Source organism: Paenibacillus sp. GbtcB18, from assembly GCF_019091125.1.
GTDB lineage: Bacteria > Bacillota > Bacilli > Paenibacillales > NBRC-103111 > Paenibacillus_F > Paenibacillus_F chitinolyticus.
This window is the reverse complement of the sequence record NZ_JAGXJX010000010.1, coordinates 66,752-87,093: the sequence shown is the minus strand read 5'-3', so window position 1 is coordinate 87,093 and position 20,342 is coordinate 66,752. Positions and strand designations below refer to the sequence as shown.

18 protein-coding genes are annotated in these 20,342 nt (G+C 52.7%); all 18 read right to left on the bottom strand.

All coding sequences use genetic code 11. The features are described 5' to 3' along the window. Nucleotides 1-223: 223 nt before the first annotated feature. On the bottom strand, nt 224-1,336 hold the full coding sequence (locus KVT34_RS24635) for a glycosyltransferase family 4 protein (RefSeq protein WP_009677093.1): 1,113 nt from the start codon (nt 1,334-1,336) through the stop codon (nt 224-226). A gap of 117 nt (nt 1,337-1,453) precedes the next feature. Beyond that, entirely contained in the window at nt 1,454-2,227 is a 774-nt protein-coding gene (locus KVT34_RS24630) for a WecB/TagA/CpsF family glycosyltransferase (protein WP_217562066.1), read from the bottom strand. Between the two features lie 15 nt (nt 2,228-2,242). Further along, a complete protein-coding gene (gene csaB, locus KVT34_RS24625) occupies nt 2,243-3,388 on the bottom strand; it encodes a polysaccharide pyruvyl transferase CsaB (RefSeq protein WP_217562064.1) in 1,146 nt (381 codons plus the stop codon). Further along, nucleotides 3,352-5,415 (bottom strand): DUF5693 family protein, encoded by a 2,064-nt coding sequence (locus tag KVT34_RS24620; RefSeq protein ID WP_309244133.1) that lies wholly within the window; start codon nt 5,413-5,415, stop codon nt 3,352-3,354. The genes csaB and KVT34_RS24620 overlap by 37 nt, the downstream gene beginning before the upstream one ends. Nucleotides 5,416-5,514: 99 nt before the next feature. Further along, the gene (locus KVT34_RS24615; protein WP_217562062.1) at nt 5,515-7,209 is read right to left on the bottom strand and encodes a phospho-sugar mutase; all 1,695 of its coding nucleotides are present in this window, start codon (nt 7,207-7,209) and stop codon (nt 5,515-5,517) included. 46 nt (nt 7,210-7,255) lie between these two features. Continuing rightward, nucleotides 7,256-7,684, bottom strand: a complete 429-nt coding sequence (gene fabZ, locus KVT34_RS24610) for a 3-hydroxyacyl-ACP dehydratase FabZ (RefSeq protein ID WP_009677001.1) — start codon at nt 7,682-7,684, stop codon at nt 7,256-7,258. Between the two features lie 201 nt (nt 7,685-7,885). Continuing rightward, nucleotides 7,886-8,440 (bottom strand): CDP-alcohol phosphatidyltransferase family protein, encoded by a 555-nt coding sequence (locus KVT34_RS24605; protein WP_217562060.1) that lies wholly within the window; start codon nt 8,438-8,440, stop codon nt 7,886-7,888. A gap of 116 nt (nt 8,441-8,556) precedes the next feature. Beyond that, nucleotides 8,557-8,820, bottom strand: a complete 264-nt coding sequence (locus KVT34_RS24600; protein WP_217562058.1) for a DNA-directed RNA polymerase subunit beta — start codon at nt 8,818-8,820, stop codon at nt 8,557-8,559. A 23-nt stretch (nt 8,821-8,843) separates the two neighbouring features. Next, nucleotides 8,844-9,713, bottom strand: a complete 870-nt coding sequence (locus KVT34_RS24595; RefSeq protein WP_217562056.1) for a flagellar hook-basal body protein — start codon at nt 9,711-9,713, stop codon at nt 8,844-8,846. Between the two features lie 75 nt (nt 9,714-9,788). Beyond that, nucleotides 9,789-10,607, bottom strand: a complete 819-nt coding sequence (locus KVT34_RS24590; RefSeq protein ID WP_217562054.1) for a flagellar hook-basal body protein — start codon at nt 10,605-10,607, stop codon at nt 9,789-9,791. Nucleotides 10,608-10,616: 9 nt separating this feature from the next. Next, a complete protein-coding gene (gene mreB, locus KVT34_RS24585; protein ID WP_009677017.1) occupies nt 10,617-11,618 on the bottom strand; it encodes a rod shape-determining protein in 1,002 nt (333 codons plus the stop codon). 167 nt (nt 11,619-11,785) lie between these two features. Further along, nucleotides 11,786-12,076, bottom strand: coding sequence for a sporulation transcriptional regulator SpoIIID (gene spoIIID, locus KVT34_RS24580; protein ID WP_009676986.1), 291 nt, complete (start codon nt 12,074-12,076; stop codon nt 11,786-11,788). A 198-nt stretch (nt 12,077-12,274) separates the two neighbouring features. Then, nucleotides 12,275-13,021, bottom strand: coding sequence for a M23 family metallopeptidase (locus KVT34_RS24575; RefSeq protein WP_217562052.1), 747 nt, complete (start codon nt 13,019-13,021; stop codon nt 12,275-12,277). A 77-nt stretch (nt 13,022-13,098) separates the two neighbouring features. Continuing rightward, a complete protein-coding gene (gene spoIID, locus KVT34_RS24570; protein WP_217562050.1) occupies nt 13,099-14,139 on the bottom strand; it encodes a stage II sporulation protein D in 1,041 nt (346 codons plus the stop codon). A gap of 252 nt (nt 14,140-14,391) precedes the next feature. Next, a complete protein-coding gene (murA, locus tag KVT34_RS24565; RefSeq protein ID WP_217562048.1) occupies nt 14,392-15,714 on the bottom strand; it encodes a UDP-N-acetylglucosamine 1-carboxyvinyltransferase in 1,323 nt (440 codons plus the stop codon). A gap of 165 nt (nt 15,715-15,879) precedes the next feature. After that, the gene (locus KVT34_RS24560) at nt 15,880-16,131 is read right to left on the bottom strand and encodes a DUF1146 family protein (RefSeq protein WP_009677070.1); all 252 of its coding nucleotides are present in this window, start codon (nt 16,129-16,131) and stop codon (nt 15,880-15,882) included. Nucleotides 16,132-16,135: 4 nt separating this feature from the next. Next, the gene (locus KVT34_RS24555; protein WP_217562046.1) at nt 16,136-18,688 is read right to left on the bottom strand and encodes a S8 family serine peptidase; all 2,553 of its coding nucleotides are present in this window, start codon (nt 18,686-18,688) and stop codon (nt 16,136-16,138) included. 136 nt (nt 18,689-18,824) lie between these two features. Continuing rightward, nucleotides 18,825-20,339: an NADH-quinone oxidoreductase subunit N gene (locus KVT34_RS24550; RefSeq protein ID WP_217562044.1), complete on the bottom strand. Its 1,515-nt coding sequence runs from the start codon at nt 20,337-20,339 to the stop codon at nt 18,825-18,827. Between the last annotated feature and the right edge of the window lie 3 nt (nt 20,340-20,342).

Sequence of the window (20,342 nt, the reverse complement as noted above, 5' to 3'; positions counted from 1 at the left end):
GAACGTACAATCTTGCTGCCTGCGGGCCCCCTTCCGATGTTAGGCGAAGCTAATTATGGTGTCCTTTAAACAGTTGTATTTTAAATATCGGCCCGTATCGCCGAAATGTTTAGCCATTTCTCATTTTCTGGAATAAAAAAGGCACAAAAAAACCATTCCACGGATGGAATGGTTAGGTATTTATATGATAAGTTCAGTAAAATGATTGTTGAAATACGTGTCGTTATTTGGGTAAACGACTGTTCACGGAAGGTTTAAAGAGCAGCTTCTGGAGAAAGCGGATGACCGGTTTCTGACTGCTGCTAATGATGCCTATCGCTTCAGCACCGACTACAAGTACAAAGAGAAGAATGACAACGATCAATACCGTCAACCAGGCGGAATCCGTGTAGTTATTCAAAATGATAGCTACCGCGCCGAACATGGCCGCAATTCCGTAAATAATCAGCACCGTAGTGCGGTGGCTGAAACCCAGTTGAAGCAGACAGTGATGCAGATGGTTCTTATCCGCTTCCGAGATCGGTTTCTTGTTGAGAAAACGTCTCATGATCGCAAAGAATGTATCGGACAACGGAACACCCAGAATCATGATTGGTGTCAGCAAGGAGAGAACGACGGATACTTTGAACCCGAGTATCGAAAGTGTAGCCAAGGCAAAACCGAGGAACAAGGCTCCCGAATCTCCCATAAAAATCTTGGCCGGATGAAAGTTGTAGAACAGAAATCCGGAAATGCTTCCAAGAAGTATCGTACAAAGCAAGATGACGGTAAATGCATCGCTAAACGGTGTCAGCAGCGCAAGAACCAAAATAGTACCTGTACCGATTCCGGATACACCGGCGGACAGACCATCCAAACCGTCGATCAGGTTCACCGCGTTGGAAACCCCGACGATCCAAAGAACGGTCAGAGGCATACTCACGTAATCAGGCAGGGAAAAATGTCCTCCGAACGGGACGTTGAATTCGTTAATCTTAAGCCCGCATGCCACTACGATACAGGCCGCAACGAATTGTCCGAGAAGCTTCCATCTGGGAGAAAGCTCGAAACGGTCATCCAGGGCGCCGGTGAGCACAATAACAAATCCTCCAAGCACCAATGCAAGCGCAGCGTTTCCGTTAACATCGGACAAGGCCGGCGAGATGACAAAGTATGCTCCGACAAAAGCTAAGAAAATCGCTACTCCACCCATACGCGCCATGATTCTCGTATGTACCTTACGGTGATTCGGTTTATCAATGGCGCCTACCCAGAAGGCAAAACGTTTGACCAGCGGGGTCAACAACAGTGCAAACAGGCAGGATACAACAAAGCCCAGCACATATAATCCATACATAATCGGTTTTTCAACCCCTCTTGTCGCAAGTAACTTGTACTGCCGACAAAATTATACTGCTACTTTATGAACATTACCAGTCCTATTTTACACCGAAACAGACGGACACGCCAATTTTCAATGGTTTTCATCGGTTTTTAACACATTTTGTTTGTCGCGAATCACTTTCAACGCAAATTTGGGCAGAGCCAGCATGCGTCCGAAACGGGACGGCTCCTGAAGCAGGCGGTAAAACCACTCCAGCTTAAGCTTTTGAAAAATCTTGGGTGCGCGCTTCAGCTTGCCGGCCAAAACGTCAAAGCTTCCGCCTACGCCCATTATAACAGGAACGTCCAGGTCCCGCTTATATTTCGAAATCCAAGGTTCCTGCGTCGAAGAAGAACGGCCGACGAGAAGAATGTCCGGCTGCAGCTGCCGAATGCTGTCCACAACCTGCCGGTCTTCCGCTTCTCCGAAATAACCGTCCCTGAAACCGACGATATCAATGAGCGGATAATCGCGCGCCAGTTTAGCCGCAGCCGCCTGGATTGTATCCGGAGTCGTGCCCAGCAGGTAAACTTTCCATCTGCGCAACTCTCCGGTTCTCATCAGTTCATGGATGAGGTCGATGCCCGGAACGCGTTCGGCGACAGGCTGTCCGACATAGCCGGCGGCCCAAACCAGGCCGGCGCCGTCCGGAACAATCAACTCCGCTCTGCGCATCATCTCCATATAGGCCGGGTCCTCGAGAGCCGACATGATCATAATCGGATTGGCGGTTATGATCTGATGCGGAATGCGGGACTCGATCGCCCCCGTCAAATAGGCGACGGTATCCTTCATGTTCATTTTCGAAACGGGAACGCCGTAGATCCGGACAATCGGCACGCTTGCGTTTGCATTAGCAGTCATTGGTCTTCATCCCTCTTAACGGTAAAATTGCATGATTTGTTGCGCCGGCAGTTGAGCCTCTTTTTTGAGCCGGTCGATAGCGGCTTTCTTGCCGTCCGCCCACTCGCGGCGGCCGTCCAGCAGCCGCCCGATTTCGGCGGCTACCGCCGCGGCATCGAAGCTCTGCGTCGATGCCGCGGCCTTCATTCCGAGCCGGGCGAGGAATTGGTCGATCTTCGGGTCGTAGGACACGCCGACCATGGGCACGAACTGCGAGGCGGCGTAGATCAGCGAATGCAGCCTCATGCCGACGAGCACATCGCAGGCGCTCACCTCGGCGAGCATGTCCTGCGGATGAGTGACGCCGCGCACGATGCGGACGTCGCCACCTTCTCCCGCGGGAGAGAGACGCTGCGCCACATAGGCGGAAGCTTCCTCATCCGAAGGGAGATGGAACGGCAGCAGCCGCACCTCAACGCGGCGGCTGTCCATCACGGCGCGCAGCGCCTCGGCGAGCGCGCCCAGCTCGGAGCGGTCCGCGTTCCAGAAGCGGACGGATACGCCCACGACGGGAACGCGGCCGGTTTCGCCGTTCGCATCGGCGGTTCCGGCTTTGCCGGAGGCTGCCTCCCCGCGCAGCGGGAGCCCCATAACCGGGTCCGGCACCACGCTGACCGCAGTGGCCGGCACGCCCATGCGCCCGATGAGATCCGCGGATTCTTGGTCGCGGACCGTGATCATGGCGCATTTTTTGAACGTGGACCGGATCCAGGAAAAGAAGCGCGGATTGTTCACCGGACCGATTCCCTGCGAATAAATAAAGGTCGGTTTGCCCATCCACTGGGCCAGTTTGAGGACCAGCAGATAGTAAGGAATGGTGCGGGAGCTGGTCGCATCCTGTAAGAGGCTTCCACCGCCGCTGATCAGTCCGTCGGATGATTTGATCGCCCGGAACAAATCCGGCACCTTCATCCGGTGGCAGGCCTCGACTCCGTACATCTCCCGTGTACGCTGGGGATTCGCGGATAGAACGACAGGCTCGATGCGGATGCCTGCCACCTCCCCTTGTTCTTTTAGCGCAAAAAGAATCGATTGCAGAACGGCCTCGTCCCCGCTGTTGTCAAAACCGTAATAGCCCGAAACAACTAACCGTTTACTCTTGTGCGCGATTTCGCGACCCATGCTTTCCAACTCCTCGATGCAATTTCCCAGACGGCGATCAGCACGAGTCCGATCATGGCGCCGAATACGATTCCGTACGTAATCCGGATGCCCGAGATCTCAAGCGGTGTGTGCAAATGCGCGAATGTATCCACGATGGACAACTGTCCGACTACACCGATCAGCAGCAAATAAACGGCGTTCCGGTATTTGACCGACAGATAAGCTCCAAGCAGGAAGAGCGGGTGTGCCAACATAAATTCTTTATTCCGCGGGCGAACACCCAGCGTATTTTCCAAGAAGGAGCGGAGATAACGCTCAATCGCTGAAGTTTGACCTTCATTGCCCGTACGCGACAGGTAGTAGTAGATCACTCCGGCCGCCGCGGCTGCAGCAATTATCCAAAGCACGCTAATGTTAGTGGAAAGAAGCTTCTTTACCCGCTCTCCGCGTTCCCGATAGTTTAAGGTTTCCCGGAAGAACAGCAGGTAGAGACCGACAAAAGCGATTGGCAGAAGGTGCAGAAGGCTGACACCCCGGAACTGCTGGAGTACCAGGAAGTACGAAATATGGTTGAGCAATCCAACCAGGTAAACGACTCCGATTAAAGAGATCAGTGTCGTTTTAATCAGCAGGCCCAAAGCATAAAGGACTGCGGATTTCGCCTTCGCCGCCCGACCCGATTGAATGGAGCGGATCGCCTCGATTACTGCGATGCTCGGAGCCGATATCGCACAAGCGAGCGCAAGTCCCTGCGCATAAAGATCCGGCGATTTAAAGAACAACCCTGCGGCTCCTAACAGGCCGATGATAAACAGAGCCAGTACGGCTTCGGGAATGAAGTAGCCAACCAACAGAACAATCAGGCTGACACCGCCGATCAGTGTGAAGAACCGGGCAACATTCTGATAAGTGTTGTACGAGTAGTCGAACTGCTTGGCAGGCCCCACTTTGAAACCGGCGTCTTCGATCCTTTTGATCGCCCCGTCCTTGCCGTTCAAGCTCTCGTACAGGCTGTCCAGCGGAGTGAGAATCGCTGCCTTGTCCAAATTCTTGACGGCGCGTCCGTTAAGGAAGAGCATCCGGATATTACGGTCTTTAACCGCCAGCACAAACCGGTCCGCCGTTTGTTGAATACGGGCTTCCTGATCCTCTTTGGTCAGGTTCTCCGTCAGTTTCTCTCCGTCTTTCTCCGTAAAGGAGTGCAGACGGACGACGTTATAGTCGGTATCTTTGGCCAGAGAGCCAAAGCCTTTTTGCGGCTGTTTCAACATCTCGATATTGGCGAGGCCCATATCGTACTTTTTGAGCAGAATTCCCATCTTGTGTAGAGTGACCTGTTCAGGATCATCCGAGTATCCCGGGGCATAATCACCGTCAATGATAATACGACGGGCACCCAGTTTGTATAGTTTCGCGAGCAGCGCATCCATCTCATTCGTGACGAATTCACGTTTGTTGCCGAGACGTACCACGATACGGAAGCCTTCATCCTTCATCATTTGAAGGGTAATAGGATCCGGGTCCATCGGCTTCATATTGGCTTCTTCCATGTTCATTTCGATAATCATGCCCGCCTGGTTTTTGAAGCTCCATGGGCTTGTCTTAACACCGAGTTTGTTAAAAGCTGTCTCGATCATCGGTTTGATCTGGGACTCCGATGCCGGGTCGGTGAACAGGATATACGTAAAATTTTCGTTCGGCGAGATCGGCTTTTGAGTAAGAGAAGTCGCATCCTTGGAGGAAAACACTTCAATACGTCGGCTCAATCTTAATTCGGAAAGCGTCGATTCGTACACGGCAAGCGATCCGATGCCGGCTTTTTTCATCGCCTGAAGCTGTTCCGATACAAATCCTTGCGGATTCGGCCGCACGTCGGCCATCTCCAATAAGTCACGATAATCAAACACAAACTCCACTTGATCTGCGGACTTCTCCGTCTGTTCGCGGAAGAAGGCAAGCGGCAGGGAAGCCAGAAGGCCAATAATGACAAGCCACCATAAAAGCTTGCGCAGCATTCGGTTTGCCGCAGTATACCTGTGTACCAATCTGTTCAACTCCGTTTCTTGAATCATGCGTCATTTGTACCCGAAAACCTCTCGGCCCCGGCACCGTATGGATGCAGGGGCCTTGGAGAGGTTCGGCTGTTACTGCTCTACTCTGTCCAGAACGAAGCGCACGAGACCTTGCAGCTGATTTGCCGCCTCGTCTCCGGTCGTTCCTTTTACCGCAAAGTAGAATTTGATCTTCGGTTCCGTTCCGGAAGGACGGAGGCAGAACCAGGAGCCGTCTTTGAGCTTGAATTTCAATACATTTTCTTTGGGCAGCCCGTTAATGCCGCGGCTGTAATCTTCTACTTCCGCAACTTCCACACCTTCAATGGAAGCCGGCGGGTTGTTTCTCCAGTCTTCCATCATCCGGCCGATCTGCTCCACGCCGTCTTTGCCCTTTAGCGTCTTGGATTCCAGCTTCTCCAAGAAGAAGCCGTGCTGACGGTAAAGCTCCTGCAAAACGTCGTAAAGCGTCTTACCCTGACTCTTGTAGTAAGCAGCCGCTTCACAAATCAGCATGGCCGCTACGACCGCGTCTTTATCCCGGGCATAGGTTCCCGCCAGGTAGCCGTAGCTCTCTTCATACCCGAACAAGAATTGGTGCTCTCCGGTCGATTCGAATTCGGTCATTTTCTCCCCGATGTACTTAAATCCCGTCAGGGTGTTCAGGACTTTCGCCCCGTAGCTTTCCGCGATAACGGCTCCCATCTCGCTCGTTACGATGGTCTTGATCACGACGCCGTTAGAAGGCAGCTCCCCGCGTTCTTTTAACGAACCCAACAAATAATTGACGATTATGGCGCCCGATTGGTTTCCCGTCAGCACGAAATATTCGCCTTTATCGTCTTTCACAACTGCGCCCATCCGGTCGGCATCCGGGTCCGTTCCCACGATGATATCGGCATCCCACTCTTTGGCGTCTCTCAGAGCCAGCGTGAAAGCTTCCCGCTCTTCCGGGTTAGGCGATTTGACCGTAGAAAAATTGCTGTCCGGCTGCTCCTGTTCCTTCACGACACGCACCTGCTCGAAGCCGATGCGCTTCAGGGCTTCGCGGACCGGTTTATTTCCTGTCCCGTGCAGCGGGGTGTATACGATACGGAAGTCTCCGCTCGTTTCCTTAATAACATCGGGATGCTGACTCACGGATGTAACGGCCGCGTAGTATTTCTCGTCCATCTCTTCGTCCAGCCATTCCAGCAGGCCCTTCTCCTCGGCTTCGGTGCGGGAGATTTTGCGGACGCTGTCAAATCCTTCGATTTTCTGGATATTCGCAAGCACCTGTTCGGCATCGTGCGGCACCAGTTGTCCACCGTCGGCGCCATATACCTTATACCCGTTATATTCCGGAGGGTTGTGGCTGGCCGTTACAACGATTCCGGCGGAAGCTTTCAGCTCGCGCACGGCAAAGGAAAGCTCGGGAGTCGGCCGCAGCGTCTCAAACACATAGGCCTTCACACCGTTGCCCGCAAGGACAAGCGCAGCCTCCAAAGCAAATTCCGGCGACTGATGGCGCGAATCATATGCAATCACAACGGAAGGATGGGCCCCCCCGTTTTTCAAAGCGAATTCCGCAAGTGCCTGGGTAGCCTTTCCTACCGTATATAGGTTCATCCGATTCGTACCCGCGCCGATTACGCCGCGAAGACCACCGGTTCCGAATTCAAGATCCTTATAGAAACGGTCTTCGATCTCTTTGTCCTGTCCCGCAATGGATTGAAGCTCTTTTTTCGTTTCTTCGTCGATAGACGGGTCCTGCAACCATTTTTCATAAAGATTCTGTACACGAGTCATCGTTCATCGTCCCCTTATTAAAATGATAGGATCTTTTTTTATCCGTTTAGGCGTTTGCCAGTGCAAACATGATTTCGCCTTCGGCTACCAGCTCTTCTCCGACTTTAGCGGTCGCCTGGCCTTTGCCTATGGTACCCTTCAAACGGGTGATTTTCACTTCCAGCGTCAGCGTGTCACCAGGAGTTACCTGTCTGCGGAATCTGAACCCGTCCACACCGGCCAGCAGGCCGATTTTCCCGCGGTTGGCTTCCACATTCAAAATCGCAAACGCCCCGACCTGTGCGAGCGCCTCCAAGATAAGAACGCCCGGCATAACCGGATAGCCCGGAAAATGTCCCTGGAAAAAGGGTTCGTTCGCCGTTACGTTTTTGAGGCCCACGGCACGGACGCCGTCCTCTACCTCCAAAATGCGGTCTACCAGCAAAAAGGGGTAGCGGTGCGGGATAATCTCCTGAATCTGCTTGTTGTCCAACATTGCAATCTTGCTCCTTCCGACGCTTTCCGTTTGTATATTTTGGTTTGAAACAACTCACACTAGCCCTATCCCTTCACAGCTGCAGAAGTGAAGGTTGATATAAGGGAGCGTATTTTGCGGCCACCGAAATGGTCGTGGAATATGCTCTTTTTTTGCTTCCCTATCCTTTATAAACAATTTTTCAAGGTTCGAACAAGGTCTTTACGACCCTTTTTTTACCGGACTTGTCTCTTCCGTACTTAATCGCCTGGTTTTACGGTTGACCGAATTGAACTGGGCCACGTAAATAATGGAGGTGACGAACGAAAACAAAATGACGGCCGCCAGGTATTCCGTTGCGTAAGGAACGTGAAAGAGAATAAGTAGGACGGCCAGGTAATACAAGACCGTCGTCAGCTTGCCCATGGCATTGGCCGGAAGTGTCTGTTTGCCGCGGAAATGAAAAAAAGCCGACCCTGCGATCATGCCGATATCCCGGATGAAAAAAGCCGCTGCGGCCAGCCAGGGAATCATCCCGGAACTGAGCAGGGAGATGATGACTGCAATCATCATCAACTTATCCGCAAGCGGATCGAGCATAATGCCCATCTGGGTAACCAGATTCCGTTTGCGGGCGATATATCCGTCTGCGATATCAGTTATGCCCGCTAGGACGACAACGAGAAAAGCCAGTTTCGTATAGCCTGCATAGAAAATGTACAGATAGACGGGAATTAGAAAAAAACGGCTTATGGTAAGCAGATTCGGTAAATTCAATCGTCTCTCCCTTTCTACGGCTAAAGCTGGAACAGGCGCGATTCCTCTCATTTTCATTGGTTTCCATTATACCGTTTCTCCGGGCAAAAAGAAAACTCCCTTGCGGGAGCTCACGCTCAGTCTGCAAACACCAAATCGAAGAGATGTTTCCAGGTGCTGATTCTGAATATGTCTAAAGTCGGCTGACCGCCGATTCCTGAATACCCGATCCAAAGCCCGACGATCAAGGCTCCCAAAAAAATGAGCGGAACGCGCAGTTTCTTCAGGATGCGAAGCGCCCCGGCGGATCTTGAAGTTCCTCCCGGTTTGCCCGTTCCCGGTTCTTTAGCCTGCGTAGATGATGCTGCTTCCGTCTCCTTGCTCTCTTCTTCCACGGACACGAGAATCGCCCCTCCTTCACGCATTAGCCGCGCAAGTTGTTAGCGAGCCCCATCATCGTATCCGCCGAGGAGATTGCTCTTGAGTTCAATTGGAAGGCACGCTGAACCATAACAAGTTCGGACATTTCCTGCTGCAGATCCACGTTGGACTGCTCCAGGAAGCCCTGCTTGACGGCCACGCCGTCCGTATTGGCCGCGAATACGTTATTCTGCGCCACGTTCGCCGGAAGACGGAAGTAGTTGCCGTCGGCTTCGCCGAGCAGCTGCGGGTTGATGACTTTGACCAGTTTAATCTGGCCGACTTGTCTGCCCGTACTCGCCGGGTAGGCTTCGTTGTAAACCACTACCCGCCCCTGTTCGTCCACACGGACGCGGCTGTTCTGCAAGGTCGGATCGGCCGGGTCAATCGCGATCTCGATCGGCTGATTGCTGGCCGTGTCCTTCACGAAGTAGCCGTCTTTGGTCGCAAGCCCCATGGCTTTGGTCACATTGCCCGTAGCCGGGTCCACTTTGTTGTACGCGCTGAGCTTAAGAGCTCCGTCACGGGTCCAAGCCGGTGTGTTGGAACCGGGAATGGTCACCTCGAACAGACCGTCCCCTTCGATAGCCAGATCGTACGGCTCATCCGTCGGTTTCAGGCTTCCCTGCGTCATAATATTCTGCAGGCCGACCAGCTTGGCGCCCCAGCCTTGAGGAAGCCCGAGAGAAGTCATCCGTCCGGTTTTCATAAAACCTTGCGGCTGATTCATGGTGTTCGTCAGTACATTCTCGAAGCTAGCTTCCTTCTTCTTGTATCCGACGGTATTAACGTTCGCCATGTTATTCGCCAATACGTCCAGCTTCTGCTGCAAGCCCTGCATCGTGACCGATGCATTAATAATCGAGTTGTTCATTGTGATCTCCTCCAAGCTTTCCAAAGAAAGCCTCTTCGAAAGCATTCCCTGAGAGGGATAGTATCATGCCGCTTCTTATACCCGGCCCACGTCATTGACAAGCTTGTCCATACTGCGGTCATAAAACTGGACCATCTTCTGGTTGGCTTCATAAGCCCGGGCTGCCGTCGTCATATCGACCATCGCTTGAGTCGGGTCCACGTTGGAGCGTTCCACGAAACCCTTGCGGACCTCAACCTGGTCACCTGCCGCCAGCGCCACAACTTGTCCCTCGTCATTGGCGCCGACCGTGAAAAGCCCGTTGCCTTCCGGTAGCAGCACGTTCGGATTCTGGACTTTCATCACGAGCGGAATGGGCGGATTGGCCGGATTATATTGAACTGTCCGGCCGTCAGCCGCCACAAGACGATAACCGTCCGCATTGGCAACGAAACCTTCCGCATCGACCGTGAATTTGCCGTTGCGCGTGTAATGACGTTCTCCCGCAACCTGCGGGTTCTCGACCACAAACAATGCTTCCGGCTGGTAAACGACCGTACCGTCCGGGCCTACAGCCTTGCCGCCGTTATCGAACTTCAGGCCGTTTACCTGAATGTCGGAAACAAGCGCGTAATCAAGCGGATTTCCCGTTTGCTGAAGCGGACCCTGCACCATGAGTCTGGCGGTTTCCTCGGCAAATACGCCCGTATTCATTTTGCCCACATTCACCACGGTACCGCCCCCTGCTTCTCCCCCGCGAATACGCGAGATAAGAACTTCCGGAAAAGACCGCGCCGAAGTGGTTTCCTGTTTGAAGCCCGGTGTGTTGAGATTGGCAATGTTGTTCGTCACGGTATCGTGTTTACGCTGCTGCATGGTCAAGCCGGATGCCGCCGTGTATAATCCCCTAAGCATGAGTCACCTCTATACGAATTTTCGTTTGGTCACTTTGTCCAGGTTGTCGAGCATAATGCCCGTCCCTTTGACGACGCAGTGCATCGGGTCTTCCGCGATCAGAACGGGAACCTTGAGCTCGTCCGCCAGAAGCTGATCCAGACCGTGAAGCATGGCACCGCCGCCTGTCAAAATAACCCCTCTATCTATTATATCGGCAGAAAGTTCCGGAGGTGTACGTTCCAATACACTTTTTGCGGCAGTTACGATAGAAGAAATCGGATCCCACAGAGCTTCCTGCACTTCACTGGAGCGAATCGTGATTGTCAAAGGAAGACCGGATACCATGTCCCGGCCGCGGATATCCATTTCATTCTGAACACTGTCGGCTTGTACCGTACCGATTTGGACCTTAATGTCCTCGGAGGTGCGTTCGCCGATCAGCAATTTGTATTTGTTCTTGATGTACTTGGTAATCGCCGTATCAAATTTATCGCCGGCGATCTTAATGGAGGAAGAGGTGACGACATCACCCATGGATAACACGGCCACGTCCGTCGTCCCTCCACCGATATCAACGACCATATTGCCGCTCGGCTGGTAAATATCCATTCCGGCGCCGATTGCAGCAGCCTTCGGTTCTTCTTCCATAAACACTTCTCGTGCGCCGCTGCGTTCAGCCGCTTCCCGAATTGCTTTTTGTTCCACAGAGGTAATGTTGGTAGGCGCACAGATGAGGATGCGAGGATGTGAGTACCAGCTTTTGCCCCCAACTTTGGAAATAAAATGTTTCAACATCGCTTCAGTAATTTCAAAATCGGCGATTACACCTTCGCGGAGCGGACGAATAGCCACGATGTTGCCGGGCGTACGCCCTACCATTCTCCTGGCTTCCTCACCGACCGCAAGAACGCGTTTTGTATCGCTTTCGATCGCCACAACCGAGGGCTCATCGAGCACTACTCCGCGTCCTTTCACATGAATCAAGACGTTTGCAGTGCCCAAATCGATTCCGATATCCTTACTTAACATGAAAAGTAATCCTCCCTAAACTAACCGTCCATCCCCATAAACTGAAGCGGTGCTTCGAATAGTATACATATTTTTCATTATAAGCTAATTTCGCAGAAAAAAACAGAAATTCCTCTTTTTTCGGGACAATTTCGACAATTTTCCGGAAGGAAGGGCGGGCTTGGGAGTCAGGATTTAACCGTAACAAGCGGTTCAGCGGATTTGACAGGTTTGGTCTTGCGGTATTTGATTTTGGTCGCTTCCCCTCCCCTAAGATGGCGGATCGATTTGTGGTATTCGAGGATCGTTTTGACCTGATTGGCCAGCTCCGGGTTGATTTCCGGCAGTCTCTCCGTCAAATCCTTGTGCACCGTGCTTTTGGAAACGCCAAACTCCTTCGCTATGGTGCGAACCGTATTTCTCGTCTCAACGATGCAAGTTCCGATCTTAATGGTTCGCTCTTTGATGTAATCGTGCACTCCCCTCGCCTCCCTACTCGGATAGTTTGGTACATTATATGAGGGGTAGGGCCTAATATTCTTTGTTTCCGCCGCTGACAAGCTATTTCCGTCCAATTATTTTGACGGACAAGGCGAAAGCTCGTCCTCCCGACGCTTTCCGTATGCAGGCAAAAAAAGACGGATAGGGTTTTCCCCATCCGCCGATATGGTAAAGATTTATTGCGGTTTGAATTCCGGAAGCAGCTGCTCCGGCAGTTCGGCCGTGCCGTCTTCCGCCTTGCGCACTTCGAAGTGAAGGTGGACGCCTTGGTCCTTCTCCAGCTCGTTGCGGCCGGCCTGCGCGATAACATCGCCTTGTTTAACGGTGGCGCCTTTGGCTACTTTCACTTCCCCTAGGCTTTGATAAACCGTTACCAGCCCGTTGTCGTGCGTAATCTCGACCAGATTCCCTACGACCGGATTTTTGTCCACTGCGGTTACTTTACCGCTGAGGGCCGCGCTTACATCAAACGCCTGCTTGTCTGCACGTACAAGATCGACGCCCACGTGAGGGGTAATCGTATCTCCGTATTCGATCATAGCCGCTTGCTTGGCTTCATTGCTGCCTTTGCTGTCGTAGGACGGAAGCGAAATCGTGACTTGGCTGCGGTCTTTTACCGGCCATTGCATACTTTCGGCTTTGGCACCTACGGGAACGGCATTGTCTTTGTTAGCCGTTTCACCAGCAGGTTTATCGGACTGGACGGAATTGACCGGCGTGTTCGTTGCGACCGGTTTCTTCACCGCATCCTGATAGACCCACATTAAGGTTAAGATAATTGCCGCTGCCGCTACATAAGTTGCCGGGAAAACCCACTTTTTGGCCAAAAATCTCTTCCATGCGGAGTTAGGGACATTTGCTGCTCCCGTTACAGTTTGGGGAGCTTCTTCCTTGTTATGAAACTCTTGTTTACCATCTCTCATATGGTTATCACCTCAATAACCATTGTTGACACGTTTGAGAGTTTTATACATTTGCCCTAAAGAAATTCTAGCAGGTCTTATTTTTGAGTTTTCTTGTTCAGTAGAGTGGAAGCGGAGGTCAGCTTTGCGCCGGGATAATAGTAAGCGGCGATTTCCGCGGCTTTCTTCCCTTCTTTGGCCATTCCGTTCGCCCCCCACTGGCTCATTCCGACTCCATGCCCGTACCCTTTTACCGTAAACGTCCAGTCCGTTCCGCTCAAAGCCGCTTCAAAATCGGTAGAGTTGAGACCCAGCTTCTCTCTTATTTCTTTTCCCGTAAATGTTTTGCCCGCTATCATGGCGCTCTTGACCCGTTTGGACTCCGTCCGTTCCAGAACTTTTATGCTGCCCGAATTTAAGGACGATGAAGCCGGGAGCCCCAGCTTTTGAAGAATGTCTTTATAGGAAAGGGTTATGGTTTGCTTGAATTTGGGCGAAAGCTTCTCATCCCACGGGCTGCTGACCGACTTCAGATAGGGAAGATCGGACCCCCACACATTGCGGACATCCTCCGTATACCCGTTGGAAGTGGAGAAAAAGGTGGCCTGAATCGGCTTCCCCTCGTAGGTAAGAATAAAATCGGCCGTAGCCTTTACGGCGGCGTCAATTTTTTTGCTGTTCGATTCGTATGCCTTGCCTGTCCATTGTTTCTGAAGCTGGTCGTCGGTCAGGTAGGCCTGATGCTGAATCGTGTCCGTAACCCATGCTTCCTTGACGGGGACGTTGCTGAAATCTCCCGTTAAAATCCGGCGTACAATATAAGTACGCGCCGCAATCGCCTGAGCTTTGAGAGCCTCTTCCGAAAATTCCGCGGGCATCTCCGCCGCCACAACCCCTTTTACATACTGTTCCAGACTCACCGTCTGAATCTGTTTCTGCTTGGAAAGGTAGACCGGTATCATAACCATATCGGCGGATGAAGGGATTGCTTCGGAGCCATGAGGATCCGCAAAAGTGCCGGTTTGCTGTTGGACGACCACGGCGGGAAGCAGAACGGTGACCAGCAGCAAACCCGAAACCGCAATGCCCGTCCAAAGCAGTGCCGGCTGTTTGAGCTTTGAACGTCTTTTAAACTTCATAGATGGCCTCCGTAAATGTTCCGTTCCGTCTTTAGTATCGAGAACGATGGCCGGGAACCGCTCTTAAGGAATGGCTGCTTCAAATACGCTGCCAGCAAACGCTCCAGCCGCCCTCTCTCTATGCGAAACGGGATTACTCTCATCTTATGAAGGGATTTACTAGATTAGAACGAAAAAACCGACCCTCCGATAGGAGAGCCGGTTTTCCTTATATCTGATTGGTTCCGTTAGCGGATCACGAAAGTACAGCGCTTAAGCCCAGGTAGGCTGAACGGCGAACAGTCCGATTTCTTGCGGCTGCTCCTGCTCTTCTTCCTGCGGGACGACCCGTTGAATATCGGCGCCCACTGAACGGAGTGCGGAGGTAATATCCACGTATCCCCGGTCAATATGGTGAAGTCCGGTAATCTCGGTCTCTCCCTCGGCTACAAGAGCGGCGAGAATCAAAGCGGCACCCGCGCGGAGGTCGGTCGCACAAACTTTGGCGCCCTTAAGCTTATTGTTGCCGCTCACGACAGCCGTACGGCCGTCGACTTTAATCGAGGCGTTCATGAGCATAAACTCGTCCACGTGCATGAACCGGTTCTCGAATACCGTTTCGGTAACCAGGCTCGTGCCGTCCGCAACCAGTTGGAGCGCCATCATCTGAGACTGCATATCCGTCGGGAAGCCGGGATACGGCAAAGTCTTGATGTCAGCCGCGCGCAGAGGTTTGTCGGCACGGACGAGAATTCCGTTCTCGTCCTCTTCCACGTGCACACCCATTTCCTGCAGCTTCGAAATCACAGGGCGCAGGTGATCGCCGATGGCGCCTTCCACGTACAGTTCACTGCGTGTAATCGCGGCGGCGATCATATAAGTACCCGCTTCGATACGGTCCGGTATGACGCTATGTACCGCGCCCTTCATTTTTTCCACGCCTTCAATGCGGATGACACCGGTTCCGGCACCCCGGACAACTGCGCCCATCGCATTCAAGTAGTTGGCCAGGTCGACGATTTCGGGCTCTTTCGCCGCGTTTTCAATAATCGTCGTGCCTTCGGCCAGAGTAGCGGCCATCATGATGTTCTCGGTCGCGCCTACACTGGCGACGTCGAGATAGATCTTCGCGCCTTTGAGACGTTTCTCCACCCTGGCTTCGATGTAGCCTTGGCCAAGCTCGATCTCCGCTCCCATGGCTTCAAAGCCTTTCAGGTGCTGGTCGATCGGGCGCGTGCCGATAGCACATCCCCCCGGAAGGGAGATACGGGCTTTGCCCAGGCGGGCCAAAAGTGGTCCCATCACGAGAAAAGAAGCCCGCATTTTACGAACGAGCTCGTAGGAAGCCTCGCACGTTTCGATCGCTTGAGCGTTTACTTTCACGCTGTGATTATGATAGCTGAGCTGCAGGCCCAGGCTTCTAAGTACCTTGTTAATTACAAGTACATCGTCAAGCGGAGGAGCGTCATGTATGACACTTTCTCCTTCCGCAGCCAAAATTGATGCCGCAATGATGGGCAGTACAGCGTTTTTGGCGCCGTTAACTTTAATCTTGCCGGCTAATTTACGGCCACCGCGGACGATAATTTTGCTCATCTCGGTCCCTCCGCGTCTTAATTTATCGTTCTAGATCGGGTAAAACGTGACTGTCGGTCTATGTCTTCATGAACACACCATTCATACAGTTCGGAATGGGGTCTGTGTTTGGCACCGTTGTACTACCATTGTTTACAAGTCTAAGCGATGTTATTCGACAAAATGTCAAAAAATTCCGTTTAATCCTACAGACCATTCCAGATACTTCAAGAAAAAACTGGCTACCAGGTAACCGAGCCCGATGGACATAAACACTTGCAGCATCTTGGCTGCGGGACTTCGCGGCTGCTTCAGCAGCACGTCGAATCGGAACTGCTGGAGCGCCCACCACGACAGTCCCACGGCGGCTAAATATACGACAATATTGATTAGGGGCATTTGCGGAACAACAGTTGTCAGTTCTTCCATATTCGACATCTTTTTACCTCTTCCTCCCGAAAACATTCGAAAACCGGGACAAAAGGGCTGCAAATTCGGCCCGGGTCGCCTGGTTGTCAGGGCGGTAAGTCCCATCCGGGAATCCCCGGATCCAGCCGTCCCCGGACATTTGCTTCAGAATGCCAACGCCCCAATACCGGTCGCTAACGTCCAGGAAAGGAGAACGTCCGCGGTATTTGCCTGCCATTTGCATCGTATTCGCAATCACTTGCGTCATTTCCATCCGGGTCAGAGGCTGATCCGGCCGGAAATGCCCATCCTCATATCCGTCCATGTAACCGGCCATTGTTGTCCTTGCAATGGAATCATAGGCCCAATGGCTGCTGCTGAGATCCGGATAATCGACCGGCCTGTTCTTCTCCAGTCGGAATCCGTTCGCCAGCATTACAGCGGCCTGTGCGCGGGTGATCGGCAGGTCAGGGTAAAATTTGTAGCTCCCGTCTCCGTCGATAACATGCCTGCTGGCCAGGTCTGCGATAGCCTTCTCGGCCCAATGTCCGTGAATATCGGAAAATCCGGCAACGAGAGGCTGTGCGGCCGCATTCAGCTGATACATCTGCTGAGTCGCAGCCCTGTCACTCTGCAGCTTGATATAATACAAACCTGCCGGCAACCGCCTGTCAAGAGCGAGATTCTCGGCAGACCCTTCGCTGCTCTTGCTGTCAAGCTCCTTAAGGGTGTGATCATACAGCGTGAACGTTATATCGCATCCCCGCTGGAGAGAGCCGAGCTTCAGCTGAACCAGACTTTCCTGCTCCAACCGGAATTGAAACCAATCCAAATCCGAAGCACTCTCTATAACACCGGGATGATCTTCATGCAGTGTCAGTGTCGTAGCCTGGTAAGGCTTATTATTGGGTTCATTCGGGTCAATCAGCTTAGGTGTATAATCAACCGACAGCGTATACTCCCCCATCACCGGCTGCGTATTGTCCTTCACATTGCTGATCCGGATGAAATAGTCGCCTGGCGTGACATTCATAAGAGGGGTCGCCTCGGTCGCTCCTTCTCCAAACTGGTCAAAAGTTGTCGATTTTTCTCCCTTTTTCTGAATCAATACTACCGGGTCTATTCTAGCGGTATCCACGGAAGTTTTCAAGCGGAGAGTACCGGATTTCTTAAAAGAAATCATAAACCAATCCTGATCGTTCTCCTGATGAAAGGTTCCCTTCACAGTCTGGCTTCTCGCAGGCAGGGAAGTCGCTTTATACTGATGGTCGTTATCTTCAAAAGCGTCCTGATAAATCTGGAAGTCAGTCTGCAGCGTATACAGGACTGCCCCTGCTTTGCCCGGGTCCAGAAGACTTGCCGCGATCTTGCTTTTTCCCTTCTGAACAGGCAGAGTCACAACCGGATTCTGAGGGTCCGTGGTGAAAACCTCTTCTGCCTCTTTATTATCCCGAAAGTACCGAATAGAAACAGGACTAGCGTCACTTGTTTTTAAGACAAGCTTCACAAAACCGTCGTAAGGACTATCCAGGGTAAACCAATCGGTATCTTTGCCGGAGCTGAACTCCGCATGGATGAGAGTGTGTACCGGCAGCATGGGCGCATGACCCGAATCGTCGTTCGGCTCGAAACGGTCGCTCAGCAGCGGCTCCTTCATCAGGCGGTCTACCCGCAGGAGCCCGAAGCCTGTCGTCGCATCCCATCCGGGCGATTCCAGATCCTCCGCCGTCTGCTTGATGAGTTCCCTGAGCTGCCAGGGCTCCAGATGAGGGGCGCGGCCCCATAACAACGCCGCAGCACCCGCCACCTGCGGTGCGGCCATCGACGTGCCCTCCTTGCTCTCGTAGCCTCCGCCTTTGGCGGTGGTGTACACATGCCAAGGCGCCACGAGGTCAAGATCCGGTCCGTAGTTCGACCGGTCGTCCGCGAGGCGCGCGGAGGTCATGCCGCCTACCCCGAGTACGGTCGGGTACGCGGCGGGATACTTCACGCTGCCGCCTTCGTTGCCGGAGGCGGCGACGAGAAGCACGCCTCGCTCCTCGGCGTAGCGCACCGTGCCGGCCATGAAGCTTGAATATTTATTCAAGCCCAGCGAGAGCACGACGATCTTGGCTCCGTGATCGACGGCATAACGGATGCCTTCGCCGAGCTTGGTCTCGCCGCCCGTGCCGTCCGCTTCCAATGCCTTGATCGGCATAATTTTCGCGTTGGGCGCGATGCCTGCGATGCCTTTGTCGTTGTTCATCTTGGCGGCGATAATCCCGGCCACGTTCGTACCGTGGCCGTTATCGTCCTGGGGCTTCTCCTGCGGATTAAGCAGGTTCGCTCCCGGGACGAGTCTGCCTTCCAGATCGGGATGCGTCAGATCGACGCCCGTATCCACGACCGCCACGATGACGGGTTCATCGCTATCGCCTGCCTGCGCCCAGCCTTCATCCATATGTATGTCATCCAAATAGGTTTGTTTCACCCGCAAAGGATCGTTGGAAACCGGATAAGCCTGTACATTCGATATGCCGACGGTCCATACGAGCAGTACAATCCCGAGCCATCCATACATCCATTTATATCGAAATTTTCGGTTCATTTAGAGAGTCCTCTTTCGGTCATTTTAAAAAAATAATAAGCCCGGATAGTTTTACGCCGTCTAATCGAAGATAAAAAACAATAAAAATAAGCTCCTCCACTGCCCAAACAGCGGAGAAGCTTATATTATATCAAATTTATGACAGGATTAGGAGGTCCCTAGTCAAACTGAATATCCGGTCGATATAAGCGAGCAGATATCCGGGAACGAGTCCCAGCAATAACGTCAAGCCCACACACAGCCAAAGAGTGATTCCGAGGGGGACCGGCACACTTACGGGACGTTCTTCAAGGTCGGCGCGCATGAACATTTGCCGGATAATGCCGAAGTAATAATAAAACGAAATGACGCTCGTGATCATCATAACGGCACCGAGCCAGTACAGATGTGCCTGCATTGTGCCGAACAGCAGGTACAACTTCCCAAAAAATCCCGCCGATACCGGAATCCCCGCCAGCGAAAGAAGAAGAACGACAGCGGCCGCGGACGTCCAGGGAGCACGGTAATAGAGACCGGCAAACCCTTTAATTTCCTCGTCTCCGGTCGATTTTTCTATAATCAGAATGACTGCGAAGGCTCCGATATTCATCAGAATGTAGGCGATCAGATAAAAGAAAAATTTGGAGAAGTTATCCACCTGTACCAGATTGATGTGCACGGCCAAAGGAACAAGCAGATAACCGGCATTGGCAATCCCTGAATAAGCCAGCAGCCGTTTCGCGTTTTTTTGCCGCAGCGCGACTGTGTTGCCCCAGATCATGGCAGCTGCCGCTACCACCGACAGGGCCAGGAAGATGTCCTTCTGAAGCCCTTCGTTCCCGAACTGCCCCAAGGCAAGCAGCACATAAAAGACTCGGAACAGGATAGCAAAAGCCGCCCCTTTGGATATAACGGCGAGAAAAGCGGTGACCGGCGTCGGGGCTCCCTGATAAACATCGGGTGCCCATGAGTGGAAAGGCGCGGCCGCTATTTTAAAACCGAACCCCGCCAAGAGCAGGAAGAAAGAGACGTACAAGAGCGGTTTGTAGCTCTCGTAACCCGAAACGATGGCCGCCTGTATCGCCCCGAGGTTCGTTGTTCCCGCAATTCCGTAAAGGAAAGACATCCCGTACAAAATAACGGCGGACGATATTCCGCCCAGTATGACGTACTTGAACGCGCCCTCGTTGGACCGGGTGTTTTTCTTTTTCATGGCGACAAGCACGTAAGAAGTAATACTTAGAAGCTCCAGTCCGACGAATAGCGTGATGAGATCGGCGGAGGAAGCCATCACCATGGCACCCAGCACAGCCGGCAGCAGGAAATAATAGTATTCCCCGACATGCGGTATCTCCCCGTCTTCCACGCTTCCCAGACTCATCAGAATAATCAGTGCGGTTCCGCCGAGGAATGCCAGTTTCAGCAGGTTTCCGAAATCGTCTATACGGTAACTTTCGTTAAGGAGTACAATCGCCTGATCGGGATTAAGCTGGGCAATGACAAAGGCGATAGAGACCGCGATACCGGCGAGGGAAAGCCAGCCGATCCATTTCCGGTTGACCCCCTTGGGCAAAAACAGGTCGAGCACCGAGAGCAGGATAGCCGTGATCACCAGCGTTATTTCCGGGAGCAGATGCGTTAAATCCTGTACATGAATTCGTATCGGTTCCACGTT